Annotated in this window: 17 protein-coding genes and 1 pseudogene; 8 read left to right on the top strand and 10 right to left on the bottom strand. The window is 30.4% G+C overall.

Annotation, left to right across the window (positions count from 1 at the left end; translation table 11 throughout):
* Positions 1-22: 22 nt before the first annotated feature.
* The 3 genes from BR65_RS05385 to BR65_RS05375 form a co-directional block, all read right to left on the bottom strand.
* A complete protein-coding gene (locus BR65_RS05385) occupies positions 23-565 on the bottom strand; it encodes a hypothetical protein (RefSeq protein ID WP_034537176.1) in 543 nt (180 codons plus the stop codon).
* A gap of 32 nt (positions 566-597) precedes the next feature.
* A complete protein-coding gene (locus BR65_RS05380) occupies positions 598-1353 on the bottom strand; it encodes a hypothetical protein (protein ID WP_034537174.1) in 756 nt (251 codons plus the stop codon).
* Between the two features lie 182 nt (positions 1354-1535).
* Positions 1536-3662, bottom strand: coding sequence for an LTA synthase family protein (locus BR65_RS05375; RefSeq protein ID WP_051932831.1), 2127 nt, complete (start codon positions 3660-3662; stop codon positions 1536-1538).
* A gap of 321 nt (positions 3663-3983) precedes the next feature.
* Between BR65_RS05375 and BR65_RS05370 the strand changes: the two genes are divergently transcribed.
* Positions 3984-4631, top strand: coding sequence for a VanZ family protein (locus tag BR65_RS05370; RefSeq protein WP_034537171.1), 648 nt, complete (start codon positions 3984-3986; stop codon positions 4629-4631).
* A gap of 394 nt (positions 4632-5025) precedes the next feature.
* Here the strand turns inward: BR65_RS05370 and BR65_RS05365 are convergent, their stop codons facing one another.
* Entirely contained in the window at positions 5026-5340 is a 315-nt protein-coding gene (locus BR65_RS05365) for a helix-turn-helix domain-containing protein (RefSeq protein WP_023178598.1), read from the bottom strand.
* A gap of 906 nt (positions 5341-6246) precedes the next feature.
* On the opposite strand from BR65_RS05365, the gene BR65_RS05360 reads away from it, so the two are divergent.
* Entirely contained in the window at positions 6247-6585 is a 339-nt protein-coding gene (locus BR65_RS05360) for a hypothetical protein (RefSeq protein WP_034537169.1), read from the top strand.
* A 28-nt stretch (positions 6586-6613) separates the two neighbouring features.
* On the opposite strand, the pseudogene BR65_RS13625 reads toward BR65_RS05360, so the two are convergent.
* Positions 6614-6865: pseudogene (locus tag BR65_RS13625) on the bottom strand (tyrosine-type recombinase/integrase); the annotation flags it as partial.
* A gap of 272 nt (positions 6866-7137) precedes the next feature.
* Here BR65_RS13625 and BR65_RS05355 point away from each other — a divergent pair.
* On the top strand, positions 7138-7557 hold the full coding sequence (locus tag BR65_RS05355; protein WP_034537167.1) for a GNAT family N-acetyltransferase: 420 nt from the start codon (positions 7138-7140) through the stop codon (positions 7555-7557).
* Between the two features lie 280 nt (positions 7558-7837).
* Here the strand turns inward: BR65_RS05355 and BR65_RS05350 are convergent, their stop codons facing one another.
* From BR65_RS05350 to BR65_RS05330, 5 genes are all read right to left on the bottom strand, one after another.
* A complete protein-coding gene (locus BR65_RS05350; RefSeq protein WP_034537165.1) occupies positions 7838-8197 on the bottom strand; it encodes a DUF1304 domain-containing protein in 360 nt (119 codons plus the stop codon).
* A gap of 3 nt (positions 8198-8200) precedes the next feature.
* Entirely contained in the window at positions 8201-8488 is a 288-nt protein-coding gene (locus BR65_RS05345; protein WP_034537162.1) for a putative quinol monooxygenase, read from the bottom strand.
* A gap of 17 nt (positions 8489-8505) precedes the next feature.
* On the bottom strand, positions 8506-9135 hold the full coding sequence (locus BR65_RS05340) for a nitroreductase family protein (RefSeq protein WP_034537160.1): 630 nt from the start codon (positions 9133-9135) through the stop codon (positions 8506-8508).
* A gap of 2 nt (positions 9136-9137) precedes the next feature.
* Entirely contained in the window at positions 9138-9554 is a 417-nt protein-coding gene (locus BR65_RS05335) for a MarR family winged helix-turn-helix transcriptional regulator (RefSeq protein WP_034537159.1), read from the bottom strand.
* A gap of 478 nt (positions 9555-10032) precedes the next feature.
* A complete protein-coding gene (locus BR65_RS05330) occupies positions 10033-10227 on the bottom strand; it encodes a hypothetical protein (RefSeq protein WP_034537158.1) in 195 nt (64 codons plus the stop codon).
* 256 nt (positions 10228-10483) lie between these two features.
* On the opposite strand from BR65_RS05330, the gene BR65_RS05325 reads away from it, so the two are divergent.
* The 5 genes from BR65_RS05325 to BR65_RS05305 all read left to right on the top strand — a co-directional run bounded on the left by BR65_RS05325 (position 10484) and on the right by BR65_RS05305 (position 13003).
* Entirely contained in the window at positions 10484-10807 is a 324-nt protein-coding gene (locus tag BR65_RS05325; protein ID WP_034537155.1) for a PadR family transcriptional regulator, read from the top strand.
* Positions 10808-10809: 2 nt separating this feature from the next.
* Positions 10810-11424: a DUF2812 domain-containing protein gene (locus BR65_RS05320; RefSeq protein ID WP_034537154.1), complete on the top strand. Its 615-nt coding sequence runs from the start codon at positions 10810-10812 to the stop codon at positions 11422-11424.
* A 328-nt stretch (positions 11425-11752) separates the two neighbouring features.
* Positions 11753-11950, top strand: a complete 198-nt coding sequence (locus BR65_RS05315) for a helix-turn-helix transcriptional regulator (protein ID WP_034537153.1) — start codon at positions 11753-11755, stop codon at positions 11948-11950.
* Positions 11951-11956: 6 nt separating this feature from the next.
* The gene (locus tag BR65_RS05310; RefSeq protein ID WP_034537152.1) at positions 11957-12373 is read left to right on the top strand and encodes a hypothetical protein; all 417 of its coding nucleotides are present in this window, start codon (positions 11957-11959) and stop codon (positions 12371-12373) included.
* A gap of 351 nt (positions 12374-12724) precedes the next feature.
* Positions 12725-13003 (top strand): hypothetical protein, encoded by a 279-nt coding sequence (locus BR65_RS05305; RefSeq protein WP_023178593.1) that lies wholly within the window; start codon positions 12725-12727, stop codon positions 13001-13003.
* The last annotated feature ends 477 nt before the right edge of the window (positions 13004-13480 follow it).

The raw sequence follows: 13480 nt of genomic DNA, 5'->3' as shown, positions 1-13480 counted from the left end.
CTTCACTTCCGTCTTATTTTAGTTAAACTGCTGCTGTAGTTATTTTTAGTGGTTTTCCTAAGCTTAAAATTTTTTCATCAGAAGTAGCAAAAATAAAAGAGCACTCTGTTGTTCTTGCAAAATGGCGAAATAAGAGCAGCCATTCTTGTCTATCGAATGTAGTTTCATGCTTCAACCAATCGTCTATGACGATCACTTTTTTTTGGCTCATAAGTGCTATCTGTAATTGAAGTTGGATGTATTGTTTCATCGACAATGCAGTAAAGGACTGTTTAGCTAAAGATTCAGATATGTTTAGTTCTTCTAACAGTTCATTTACAAGAAAAGCTGTTGTTCGCTTAGGCTGATTTGGTGCTAAGGATAATGCAACCAACATGTTTTCTTTAACCGTTAAATAGTTAATAAACACATCATCAGTAGTTATTAGGCCAGGAAAAGTTCCAGTTTGTGCTTTTACTTGTTTCATTAAAGAAGGTAAACTCATTTGTTCAGTTGAAACCGTATAAATGGTTTTCGGGCTTAGTAGAAAAAGATCTTTTCCAACAACTTCAGATTGATTAAACATCTAAAATCCTCCTTGGTTACTTATGAAATAGATTAAGAGAGTTTGCCTTTAGTTAAGGATAAGACAATATAGGTAGGTATACCAATAACCATACAACTATATAAGTTGATAAACACTACCAGAAATACAGCTTGAAGCGTGTTATTTTCACCAAATTTGTTATTGATTGAATCACCTTTTAAGAAAGGTTTAACATTAAAACGCGTGAAATTTTCATTTTTAGATTCTGATAAAGAAGAGTCTTTTTGACTAGTACTATCAGGTGGATTGGCTTTTACTTCCATTTGTAGAGTCTCTGCTTCAAATTGTGAGGCTTGTTGGACTATCGGAGGAGCAAAGAAACTGTAAAGTACAAATAAAAACAACACAACACTATTTATTAAAATCAGGTGTTCAATGATCAATTGTGCGGTCAGTTTATAAACTCTTTCTCCCATCAAAAGATAGGTGTTGTATTCTTTATGTCTGATCTTACTCACAAACAGCTGAATCAACACGAGACTGATTGTACCTACGCTAGCGATAGCTAAAAAAATAGATTGGTATTTTACTAGATAGTTTTTTGTAATAGATTCTAAGAGTTGAAAGGTTTGGATGTCTAATGATAGTTGCTGGGATTGCAAAGAATTTACAATGGTCGTTAACTGAATGGAAGAGTCAGAAAATTGCTTTATCAACAAAACAACGGCAAAAACAAGAATAAAATAGAGCAAATAGAAACTAAGCATAGAAATCAAAAAGTAAGGATGGTTTTGCAAGTGGCGATAAGCTCGTTTAACAATTGGCAAGGTCAACTCTCCCTTCAACTCAACGGTTCATTTTCTTTATTGTATCGAGTAAATATGAAAAAAATGTGAAGCAATTAGTAAGAGGATATGTTAGTTCAATACTTTATTTATTTCGATCATAATTTAAAAGCTTAGATACATAAAAAGAGCTGAGACAATTGTCTCAGCTCTTTAGTCACTCTTTATTCAGTTAATTCAGTTTCTGCTGGATTCTCTGTCTCAGCTGGTTGTGTTTCATCAACTACACCAGAAGAATCCTGTAGTAGTTCTGGTGCATTTGTATTATATAGATCAACAGTAGACTGGTTACCATTCTGACTATATATACTTGTAGCTTCTGTTCCTGAACCTTCATTTATAGCTTTCATACGAGCTAATTGATCACGGTAGTCATAATCAGCCGGATCAGTCGTAATCATTCCTTCTGGAGTATAGAAACGTAATAAATCACTTGTTAGAATACTATCAGATAAACTTAGTTGTGTGCTGACATCTTCTCTTAACTGTTCAACTTCAGCAAGAACTTCTTCAGCCGGATCTTCTATTAATTCACCCGTCTCGGTATCATAGATACTTGAACCATCAACGGTATATTTAGGACTGACGAAGTTTCCATCACGGAAGGCTACTGTTTGATCATGGTTTTCTGAGAATAAATCTGTTCCAAGTAAGATATTATCTTTTGTTTCAACACCTAATAAGTGGAGAAGAGTAGGCAGGCTATCAACTTGGCCACCGTATTGAGTATTGATTTTTCCATTACCTGTTCCTGGAATATGAATCATATAAGGAACTTTTTGTAACATTGCATTGTCATAACTTGACCATGTTTCAGGATCTTTATCTAATAAAGGAGCTAATGTTTCATTTCTAGAATTAGAAATACCATAATGGTCACCATAAAGAACAATGATCGAATTATCATATAATCCAGCGTCTTTCAGGTAAGCAAAGAATTCTTCAATAGCTTGGTCTAAATAATGAGCTGTTACAAAATAGTTATCAATAGTACTATCACCAGTAGTTGCAGCTGGGAAGTCCACATTTGCTTCATCTAATGGGTAAGGGAAGTGATTAGATACTGTAATAAATTTAGAATAAAACGGTTGAGGCAATTGTTCTAAATATTGAACAGATTCTTTAAAGAATATTTTATCTTTCATTCCATATTCCAATGTATTTTCTTCAGTGAAAGAGTAGTACTCATCATCGAAGAAGTAATCTATGCCCATTGATTTATACGTGTTATCACGATTCCAAAAAGATCCAACATTACCATGGAACATAGCACTTGTATAATTCTTTTCAGAGCCTAAAATTTGTGAAGCGGATTGGAACGTATTGCTTTCACCAACTTGTGTAAAGGCTCCACCTTGGGATAAACCAAATAGGGAATTTTCAAGCAGCATTTCTGAATCTGAAGTTTTTCCTTGTCCGACTTGGTGGAAGAAGTTGCTGAAACTTTGAGTATCATTATCATGGTAAATACTGTTGATAAATGGTGTAACTTCAAGAGATTCGCCAGTTTCAGTTTCTAATTGGTAGTCAATTAAAAATTGTTGGAAACTTTCTAAATGCAAGTAAATGACATTACGGTCTTCAGCAATACCAAACATTTCAGGATTCGCTTCAGCAAAGTGTTCATCAATGTAGTTTATGACACCTTCAATATCAGATTCATCAGCATTTGCTTTTACTTGATTTGCTTGCGCAGTTTGATAGCCATCATAAGCTGTAAAGAAATTCAAACCAAGGTATTTAACAATGTAGTTACGGTCAAATGTACGAGCCAACAGTTGAGGTCGATCACTTTCTGCTAACGTTAAGTTCGCAGCGAAAAGTGTAAATCCAACAATCGTAGCTGCAAAAGCGTACCGTTTCTTGAATGGACGATTATCGATCATCACTTTCTTAGAGGCTAATAATGCAATTAATAAAATGATATCGATTAAATAAAGAAAATCTGTCGTGTGCAATAAAGCAAAGGTACTTGCGCCCAATCCACCAGCAACATTACCAGCGCCTAAAATCGTGCTGACAGAAAGAAAATCAGAAAATTCTCTATAATAGAGAATATTTGAAAAGAATAAAATTGACATTAAAGCATAAACAACTACTAAAGCAATATAGGCTTTTTTGGAACTTTTAAAGTATAGCGCGATAGAAAGTAGAATGATTGTTGTAGCAATTGGATTGATCAATAAGATGAATTGCTGCATGATACCTTCGACGCCAAGAGAAAATTCTGATTGATACCCTATATATGTCTTGATCCAAAATAGGATAACAGCGAGAGAAAAGAACCCCATTCTCGTGTGTAATATTTTTTTTATGTTAGTCACTGTTGAATCCTCCTTAATAAATGGCCACAGTTTGTTTAAGTTAATGAGTTAAATTTCCAATTGTATGAAAATAGTCCATATTAGTACATCATTCATTATTTTACAATTAATTTACAGTATAGTCAATTTTACTCACTTATAACTGCTTATGCTGATCATGCTAATAGCTATTATACCAAGGAAAGATTAAGAAAAGTAAAAATTAAGTAAAATTTAGACTTTTTAAACAAATAAATTTAAGCGAATGCGGTATAATAATTTGCAAGGATAAATGAGGAGGATTTTTTAATGGTATTTTTGCAACCCCTCTTTGAATTAATTGAATCGAAGTTTGGTGAATCAATCAATCACTTTCCGTTAGTAGAATTAATCTTTTATAGCATCGACCAGACCTTGTTTTATTTTATTTTTTGGCTTATTGGCAGAGGAATAGTGCTGGGTCTCAAAAAGAAGAAGAAAAAACCAATAAAATGGCGAAGAGAAGTTGTTTTAAATCTATTTATTTTTTATATTCTTCTTTTGATTCATTTAACGGTCTTTCGTGCAGAAAATTCAATTAATAATGTATCCATAGTGATGCGCCCTTTAAGTGAAATCAACTGGATCCCATTTGTAGAAACAGCTAAATTAACTCAAGGAACAACTTTATTTGATTATTACTATAACTTATATGGGAATATTATTTGGTTTATTCCAATGGGTTTTGGAGCAGCTTATTTAATGAAAAGAAACCACTTTGTTTTAAGATCTCTATTAATTGGAATAGCTGTATCTGTTTTAATAGAATCTCTGCAGTTTATATTCTATACAGGAGTTTCAGATATAGACGATGTTATCTTTAATACAATTGGAACGATCATTGGTATTGGTTTATTTAAAATAAGTCATTGGATATATAAAAAAAGACAAGTAGGAAAACCGCTTGAAAAGGAGTGAGGACCTTTTTGGGCTTCTTGGAAACTAGATTATAATTTTTTTAATATACCTTGACTAGGTACCTATATCCCTTCAGAAACGAATATAGAATGATACAATAGCTCCCCTAAAAAAGGTAGACCGTTTTTCTCGAAGTATTCTCACAACTTTTCCATATCATATAATGATTTTCAGATGTTTATCTTATGGTGAAAAATTTACTTTCTTTAATGATAGATAATTTTGTTATTTTTTTTATATTAAGTATAGTATGACAACTCAAATATAAAAAATAAGCTAAGCAACAATCATACGTTGCTTAGCTTATTTTTTATAACTGTTACTCTACATAAAATTAGCAAGATAGCTATTGTAAAGACCGTCATTATTCAAAAAATAATATAGTCACAGTGATTTATCCAACACTGATTAAATGCAAAATATTCAATAAAATAAGTACTGCAATTACGACAACTAAAAAATAAAAAAATTTGCCTTTTTTTATTTTTTTATCTAATTGTTTAACCATTTTAGGATCTCCTTTCATTAATTCATCTAAGGAAATAGCATAGATCTCACTAATTAAAATAAGACTATTGATATCAGGTAAGTTCCGGCCATTTTCCCAATTTGAAATAGTTTGCCGTGACACATGTATTTTTTCTGCCACTTCTTCTTGTGTCATTTTTAGAGTGTTTCTTCTTTGTTTTAATCTAGTTGCTAATTTCATATTTCATATAATCTCCTTTCATTTACTTTAGTGAATTTCTAGAAGTTTCACTATCAAAAGTATTTATAATACTGAAATTATACTGATAAAAGTATTTTACATCTCAATTAGAGTGGATAGAAAGTATAAAAAATTGAATTAAAATCTAAAAACATAATCAAAAATTTAACAACATTTCGCTGTATTCATTTTCATTGACTCCAAAATAGCATTTTGTGGTTTTCTTAAAATGAGAGTTATGTTAATTATTAAGATTTTTAGTACACAAAAAACAGTAAGACTAAAAATAGATAACCGTTTCTTTTACTTATTTTTTTCATTATGATGTCTGCCATAGCTGATCTACTCATCGACTAATTCATAATCTAATTATCTATTTTATCTATTAAAACTAAAAAAACGCATTGGTTTACATAGCAGCACCTAATAGTTGCTGCTATGTAAACCAATGCGTTCGTTACTTTTTAATTAAAATTAAATATAGTAAAGGTAACAAGTTAAGGAGGATGTAAATTATTATTTTATTAAAAGTCTAATATTTACATAATAGAGTATAAGTAATTTATATGAAGAAAAAGATGCTATTATTTATTGCGTTCAATATTCTTTATTTACTCAAGTAATAAAGTTAAAGATACAGAAGATATCGCAGAAACTATATAGTATTAGCTTTGGTTAAGGGGCTGTATCTATAGGAATAGCAAAAGGAGGAGCCTCTGGAGCCTTTTATTCAAAAAATGAAAATAAAACAACTAAACTAGCTATTTAGGGAAATAAAAATAAGATAAAGTGGTTAGTAAAGTACTATATTGGAGCTAATATCTATCAACGAACCGATACAAAATATACTGGTAGCGTTACTAATCATTATATTAAAATTTAAAACAAATAGAGGGAGGTTGTTGTATGAAGAAAAGAATATCTATACTCATAATAATTTTAATTTTGTTAGTGGTTTTTCTTGTAAATAAATCGGAACAGAAAAAAATCCCCACTTTAGTTAATTTGTCAGGCATTAGCTATGTTTTGACACATGAACCATATAAAAAATCCGTAAACGCTGACGTAGTCTATGTTGTTCAAAAAAAGGTAAATCGATACAGTTATCCAAAAAACAGCTTAGAATCTAACTTTTTAGACGTAGATACAGAGATTTACCTACCAAAAGAAGAAACTGAATCTATAATTTTTTACAAACTAGATGATGGATTATATGTGGCAAGAGAAAATATAGCTGGAAAATAGAAAGCTTGTTGCTTACTATTATAATAATTCAAAAATCTAACCTAAAATTAAGCAAAGTCTCACTTATTTCATCTTCATTGATCCCAATGTAGCGTTTCGTAATTTTTCCGTTGCTGTGAACGAATATTTCCAATAGATTGGCTGCGTCTTTGGTTTTCTCATAATTGTGGTAAACAAACGTCTTTCGCAGCGTGTGCGTGCCGATATTGTCTCTTCCTAACAGCTTAGCGACCTTCAGAAACATTTGATAGACGGTATTCACTTCTAAGTGATTGCCTTTGATGGTGATGCTCTCAAAAAAATTGTTTATTTCTTGTTGGGTGCGTACTGGTTAAACGGTGTAACTCATTTAAAATCCCTCTCTTCTTACAAAAGTGATACATGATTTCGATTAGTATACAACAAAATCATATATTGAAAGGTTGCATAAAAAAATAACCCTGATTTAATAGTATTCTAGATACATGATTTTATACAATTTCATGTGTCTTCATAATCCCTAGACGACAGAGAATAGAAAATTATCTTTATAAAATAATAGGAGAGTGAAATGTGGAGATTAGAGTAGCAAATGACTTAGATTACCCTGCTTTAAGACGTATACACTTAGAATCACGACGTAAAAGCTTTTATTGGATAGATCCAGAGGAAATGTCTTTAAAAGATTTTGATAAACACACTGTAGGAGAATTTATCATTTTAGCAGAAGAAAATTTTGAAATTCTTGGATTTGCTTCGTTACATTTACCAGATAATTTTATACATAACTTATTTATTCATCCTGATTTTTCAGGTAAAGGTATTGGCACCCAATTGATTAATGCCTCTATAAACAAAATGAATAAACCAATAGAGTTGAAGTGTGTATCTGAAAATAAAAAAGCTATGGAATTCTATGAAAATAATGGCTGGAAAAAAGTTGTCGAAGAAGGTAATCCGAATGAAAAGTATTGGGTTATGGTGTATGAATAAATTATAGTCTATTTTATTAAGTTCTTACAGCTATCTAAAATCTTGATTAAATACTATACTTACTGAAGAGAGAAATGATAGCTAAAAAAACTGACACCAGCACAGCACTGGGATCAGTTTTTTATTTAACCCTCTTTTTTTATTGTCTTTGAAATAAGGATTCAAGTTAAATGTTTTTAGCGCATATTAAGGATTTATATCGGTCTATTGTGTATTAATAATTTGGAAAATTCAACTATTTTTTAACACTAGCTCCTTCGTAGAGACGTAGTTATAAAAATTAAAAGAGTGTTGAAATTAAGGTTACTAGAGCTGGACCACCCTGTATAAAAATAATTTTTTTACTACTTGTGACACTACCATATAAAGCAACAATTATAATGTAAACTAGTAGTAATCTTGTGACTTCAAGAGAATTTGGTGATAAAAATACACCATAGAGCAATCCTAACCCAATTAATCCATTATATACTCCTTGGTTTTTGAGTAACACATTAAGTGACTTTTGACTTAATTCTTTCTGATCAATGTTGAATATACGACTTGTCTTGCTAGAAATTGTAATGATTGTTTGAATATACATGATATAAAAAAACTCAATAGCAACAATCACCGTTAAAATAATAGACCATATAGTCATCACTTATCCTCCAAATTCGAAAATTTTTAAGTCAGGTGCTTTTATGCTGTAATCAGCTACTTTACTAATAAAATTTTGTAGTAAAGGATTTTGATTATGGATATCAATTGCAAATTGATCTTTCCAATTTTCTACCATAATGAAGGTATTTCTTTCTTCTAGGGATTCGTAAAGATTGTAGGCTAAACAACCTTCTTCTTTTCTAGTTTCTGAAATTAATTCTTTGGTGTCTGATAGAAAATTCTCGCGTTGATTCCCTTTGATAAAAAATGAGGCATTAATAACTTTCATTTGATCAGCTTCCTCTCTTATTTAAAAGTAGTGAATTCCTTTGCATCCAGTCGAATAGAATTATATCCTTCTTCTAATGCTTTACCAATGGATAGAATCATGACCGGTACATAACGGTCTTTTTTTAATCCAAATGCTTCTGCTAATTTATCGGCTTCAAATCCACCAATAGGGTTCGTATCATATCCATGAGCACGTGCAACAAGCATAAATTGCATAGCAGCTAAACTGGAATCAATTTTTACGACATCATTCATTTCTTCTCTAGTGAAGTTTTTGTAATAAGGGATGATTGCAGCTAATTGTTCATCTCTCACTTTTGGAGACATTTTACCTTCAATTACTGCCTGATTATAAATTACTTCTCCATACTCATAACATTCCATATCTCCAAATATAAGTATCATTGCTGAAGATGTGTCGTTTTGTCTTGTATTGAAACGAATTAATGGTTTCAATTTTTGTTTTTCTTCAGGACTCTCGACGACTACAAAACGCCAAGGCTGCATATTTACTGACGACGGTGCTATAGTTGATTTCTGGATCATTTCAAGCATTTCTTCGTTAGAAATTTTGATACTCTCATCGTACAATCTGATGGATTTTCTATTATAAGCGATATCTGAAAAATCATTATTTATTGTCATTTTTAAACCTCTTCTTTGATTAATTTTTTAAGCAATAGTCGTAATTGTTTCTCTTCTACAGAACTAAGTAGATGATATAAAGGATTTTGTGGTCTATCATGTTCTTTCTCACAGCTTTCAAGATCCATTTTTGCTTTTTCAGTAATTTCTACGAAAATTTCTCGATTATTTTCTTTATTTCTTTCTCGAATCACATATTCTTTTTCTTCTAAAATTTTTAAATGTCTCGTAACAGCAGCACTATCAATATGTAACCTATGCTGTATTTGCTTTTGCGAACATTTTCCTGTTTCTTTAAGAAGCATCATTAATTCATACCTGGTCAAACTAAATCCAGTTACTTCCTCAAATTTGGATGTCATTTCTTGGTTCGCAATCTTTATCTGATAAAGAAGACTACTAAATTCTTTAAGGTTCAAACTATACCTCCTTTTTTTTGTTCTACAATTGACTAGTCAACAATTGACAAGTCAATTGTAAAACAAAAATATCATTTTGTAAATAATAAAAAATAAATATAAACAATTAAAATTCTATTTTTTTAGTTGTGAGAGCCAGCCTAATTGTATTAATTACTTTAACATTGAACGGATTAGTTGCAAATGGAGTTGTTTTTGCTACTCTTTATTTCTGAACAACTAGAATGAAAAATACCTAATCAACAAGATATTATTGAAAATGCAATTATTTTCTTAAGTACTCAATCTAACTAAATAGGTAAAAAAATTAGGCCCATTAAAATTTAATTCTAATTAGCGAAAAAAATCCATAACCTGAATAGGTTATGGATACCCCATATTTTTAAAAAAAATAAAGAACTTTCAAAAAAAGAACCTTGTTAATACAAGGTTCTTGATACACGATTCTATGTAATTTCATGTATCTTTTATGCATTTTTCATTTTTTATCCTTACTTAATTTATTAAATAATCTCGAATAAAGGTACCAATTAAAACAAATACCAAAAAATAATAAAATACCTGGGATCCATAATAAGCTACCGTCACGTTTGGCATATGCAGCATACACAAATCCTAGGAAAATCAGCATTATAATTGCAACCAAATGAACGTATATTTCCATTATTTTCATATCTACATTCTCCTATCCCTATTATTGATAGTTTAAATATACTCTTTAAAAAATGGAATAACCAAATGAACCTTCTTAAATAAGGTTCGGAATACATGATTCTATGGAATTCCATGTATCGTTTCAAATAATTTGCAACTAGTTATTTTTATCTTTAATTAAATAATTGACATAAACAGTTCGACTGTATACAATGCAAGTATATAGTTGAACTGTTTATTTTTTCGTATTTTATTTTAAGAAGGGAATGAACTAAATGAAAAGAAACAAACATTTACCGCTGACAGAAACTGTTTATTATATTCTATTATCTTTATTTGAACCAGCACATGGTTATCTCATTATACAAAAAGTTGAAGACTTGAGTAATGGTGAGGTGAGGATGGCTGCTGGGACATTGTACGGAGCTATCGAAAACTTATTAAAATTGAAGTTCATTAAGCCGGTTGAGAGTGAAGATAAGAGGCGTAAAGTTTATGTCATCACACAAGAAGGGAAAAACATCCTACTTCTTGATTATGAAAGAATGAAACATATCGTAGCTATTACTGAAAAAAATTTGAATCAGGAAGGTGTATGAGTATGAAAAAATTTAAGTTCTTTTTTAATCTTGATAAAGAAGAAAAATGGTTAAATGAAAAATCCGACGAAGGTTGGGAATTATATGACAAAACATGGGATTATAAATTTCGTAAAACAGCACATTTTTCTACTATAAAAATTGATTATCGCACGTTTAAATCAAAAAACGATTTTCAAGATTATAAGACCCTTTTTCAAGATAGCGGATGGGAGCATATTACAGGTAGTAAATCATCAGGAAAACAATATTTCAAAAAAATAGAAAGGAATGCTAGCACAGATATCTTTTCTGATAACTTTTCTAAAGCTGAAAGGTATCATAGAATGGCTCGCGTATGGGTGTCCTTAGCACTAAGTTATATTCCTCTCACTGTTGTTTTATATATGACTAGGATGGTTGATTTCAAAGCATTAATCCATCCAAAATCTTTGTACTACACACCTGGATTATGGGAGAAGACTGGATCTATTTTTTGGAGAGCCTTTTTATTTGAAACTCCTTTTGTATTTCTTAGAGGATTTTTTTGGATACTTTTTCCTATCTTGATTATTTTATATATTGTCTTTGCTATCAAAGCTCATTACCATTATAAAAATGCTATTTCAAAAGATTAATGATAGAAATTATAGTGCAACATTCCGAAATTAAAGAAGGGATCTAATTTCGAAGTGTTGCACTATTTACCTTCACTATCATTAATTTATCGTCTCAATTTTAGTTATTATCTGAAGATCACTATAATGTCTTCTTGTATTCGTACCAAGCAAACAGAATCTTACTAAAACAAGTTTCTTGGTACACCATTCTATATCATTTCATGTGTTAATTTATATTTTTAAATAAACAACTAGGATTGCAAAGTGTGTAACATATATATTGAATAATGTTTTTTATATGTTACACTCTTCCTATAAGGGATAATAAAGGAGGTCAATAGTATTCGTGGATAATAGAATAAAAGTTGCGCGTATTCAGGTTGATTTAACACAGCAACAATTAGCTGAAAAAGTAGACGTCACTCGTCAAACGATTAGTTTAATTGAAAAAGGCAAATATAATCCCTCTTTAAAACTATGTCTTAATATCTGCCACGCAGTCAATAAAACACTAGATGAATTATTCTGGAAAGAAAAGGACTGATATAAAATGAAAAAAATTACAGATGAACGTTTAATATTAAAGAATCTAAAAAATATCAGAAACGCATATGCTATTCAAACTTTAGGTATCTTAGGTATATTGGGTTATGACTGGATTACTAGAGGATCAGAAGCAATGCACGAAAGCCCACTATGGCTTGTTTTTATCATTTCGACTACTGCATTAGCATTATTCTCTATGGACATTAGTGTAGCTCATGAAGCTCGTAAGAAAACTCCTAAAAGAAGCCTCATTATTTCCATTGTTATTATTGCACTTATTTCTATTGCAGTTGGAATTTTTGTACCATTCACAGGTAAATCTGATCCAATAAACGGATTAATCGTAAGCGGAATCTGTTTTATTTGTATTCTTATACCCTATATTTATATTTATTATCTACGTAACAAACAGCAAGATTAGAATATGATTACCTAAAACGAGCCTTAATCTATTAAGCTTCTTGATACACGTTTTTATCTAATTTCATGTATCATAAATTCTTGTTTAAAAAATAAAAATTTAAATATGTTATCTTTAAACAAAATATAACATAAGGAGTGCACTTTATATGGCTTTAACTTTAGTATGTTTCTTGTTTATAATTATTGTTATATCCAAGAATAAGGACAAATATCAAAAGTAAACAGAACATTGTTAAATCTGAGTTCAGCTTACTTGATTCTATCTAGTTTAATGTATTGATACGTCATAATATCTAGAATAAGATACTTATGATACTGAATGCAAATCAAAAAAATTGGAGGAATTATTATGTTTCTAATATTAGGAATTATTGCTATAGTAGCAACTGTTTTAAATCTTTATTTATATAAAGTAGGCAAAGATTATAAATTAGCAATGGCAATGGGATTGTCATTCACAGCACTGACGCTTGTTGCAGGGTACAGCATGATATCCGGTTGGGTAAAGGTAAAAGATTGGGCTGCTTTATTAGATGTAGTACCTACTATGACAACAGTCCTATGGGGTTTAACGATTGTATCGATTTTATTAAATATAATTCCGATCCTTTTAGAGCAAAAAAAATAATTAAAACTAATCAACTATCTGATAAGAGTCTACTAAAATCAACACTTACTAGGTATTGATCTGATTGATTTTTCGCTGTCTATTATAAGTGTCGATTAAAATATTCAGGTTTCCTTACTTAAAAAAACGTGTATATATTCCCTTGAGCTAATAAGGTTTTATATACACGACTTTAAGCAATTTCATGTATTGAAAGAAGTCTAGGTAACACTGTTCATCACCTATTCGTTATCACTTATAACAAATAGGTGATGAATATCATATCATCAGCAAACATCTATGTGCCCATTAATAATTCATTTTTAGTACTTGGTGAAGAAATGAAAGAATGTCTAGAAACGAAATTTCTAATTCTGGCTACTCAACAAGATATTATTGAAAATGCAATTGTTGCACTAAAATTCCAATTAAATTAACTTTATATAAAGAAGAGAGGAACACTTCAATTGAGAACGGCTTTTACCCTTTAAATTATTT

It is taken from the genome of Carnobacterium inhibens subsp. inhibens DSM 13024 (genome assembly GCF_000746825.1).
GTDB classification, from domain to species: domain Bacteria; phylum Bacillota; class Bacilli; order Lactobacillales; family Carnobacteriaceae; genus Carnobacterium_B; species Carnobacterium_B inhibens.
The sequence above is the reverse complement of the archived record's forward strand: the minus strand, read 5'-3'. Positions and strand labels throughout refer to the sequence as shown.

What these genes read in the sequence shown, in the direction of transcription:
- BR65_RS05330 (WP_034537158.1), bottom strand. Translation starts at nt 10,227, where the DNA reads ATGAAAATAATGGAAATATACGTTCATTTGGTTGCAATTATAATGCTG.
- BR65_RS05350 (WP_034537165.1), bottom strand. Translation starts at nt 8,197, where the DNA reads ATGACTATATGGTCTATTATTTTAACGGTGATTGTTGCTATTGAGTTT.
- BR65_RS05325 (WP_034537155.1), top strand. Translation starts at nt 10,484, where the DNA reads ATGAAAAGAAACAAACATTTACCGCTGACAGAAACTGTTTATTATATT.
- BR65_RS05370 (WP_034537171.1), top strand. Translation starts at nt 3,984, where the DNA reads ATGGTATTTTTGCAACCCCTCTTTGAATTAATTGAATCGAAGTTTGGT.
- BR65_RS05360 (WP_034537169.1), top strand. Translation starts at nt 6,247, where the DNA reads ATGAAGAAAAGAATATCTATACTCATAATAATTTTAATTTTGTTAGTG.
- BR65_RS05375 (WP_051932831.1), bottom strand. Translation starts at nt 3,662, where the DNA reads ATGGGGTTCTTTTCTCTCGCTGTTATCCTATTTTGGATCAAGACATAT.
- BR65_RS05365 (WP_023178598.1), bottom strand. Translation starts at nt 5,340, where the DNA reads ATGAAATTAGCAACTAGATTAAAACAAAGAAGAAACACTCTAAAAATG.
- BR65_RS05340 (WP_034537160.1), bottom strand. Translation starts at nt 9,135, where the DNA reads ATGACAATAAATAATGATTTTTCAGATATCGCTTATAATAGAAAATCC.
- BR65_RS05385 (WP_034537176.1), bottom strand. Translation starts at nt 565, where the DNA reads ATGTTTAATCAATCTGAAGTTGTTGGAAAAGATCTTTTTCTACTAAGC.
- BR65_RS05320 (WP_034537154.1), top strand. Translation starts at nt 10,810, where the DNA reads ATGAAAAAATTTAAGTTCTTTTTTAATCTTGATAAAGAAGAAAAATGG.
- BR65_RS05310 (WP_034537152.1), top strand. Translation starts at nt 11,957, where the DNA reads ATGAAAAAAATTACAGATGAACGTTTAATATTAAAGAATCTAAAAAAT.
- BR65_RS05305 (WP_023178593.1), top strand. Translation starts at nt 12,725, where the DNA reads ATGTTTCTAATATTAGGAATTATTGCTATAGTAGCAACTGTTTTAAAT.
- BR65_RS05345 (WP_034537162.1), bottom strand. Translation starts at nt 8,488, where the DNA reads ATGAAAGTTATTAATGCCTCATTTTTTATCAAAGGGAATCAACGCGAG.